This is a genomic window from Methylobacterium sp. E-005, assembly GCF_022829725.1.
Lineage (GTDB): Bacteria > Pseudomonadota > Alphaproteobacteria > Rhizobiales > Beijerinckiaceae > Methylobacterium.
Window position 1 is genome coordinate 1 of record NZ_JAKSYG010000169.1, and the last position, 589, is coordinate 589.

Here is a 589-nt window from a genome sequence, read left to right on the forward strand (position 1 = left end):
GAGGACGACGAGGAGGTCGAGACGGTGGCGCTGCTGCTGTCCACCGGGGACGCGGAGGCCGAAGCCGAGCGGATCGGGTTCGCGGTCCTGCGGACGCTGGTCGCGGCCGAGGGTCCGAACTGCACCGCACCGTTCTCGGTCCTCGGGGGTTCTTCACGGCAGGCGCGGGAGGGACGCATGACGGGCGGCAAGGGGAAGGTCGACAACACGCCAGCCCGCAAGGGGCCCGCCGGCGCGTCGGCCGCCGCCAAGGAGACGGTCGGCAGGGTCACGAGCGCGCGCATCGCGATCCCCGCCCGGGCCGGGATGGTGTGGTCGGTGCTGACGGATCTCGAGTCCTCGGCACACCGACGAGCGCCTTGCTCGTGCAGGGCGACATCACGCGAGAGATCGGCGCGGGCATCGTCGTAGAGAGTCGCGGTCTCGTGTGCGGTCAGCAGCTTGAGAGCAGCCGACTGTTGCCCTGCCTCCATCAAGCGACGCATCTCGGCATCGTGATGCTCGAAGCGCTTCCAGACAGAAGCGAAGGTGTCATAGATGTCGCGCTCCTCGTTCGAGGAGATCAATGGCTCGTAAGCCCTGCGCGCTT

General features: G+C 68.6%; 1 pseudogene. It reads right to left on the reverse strand.

Annotation, left to right across the window (positions count from 1 at the left end):
- Positions 1–566, reverse strand: a pseudogene (locus MKK88_RS18165) (hypothetical protein); the annotation flags it as partial.
- Between the last annotated feature and the right edge of the window lie 23 nt (positions 567–589).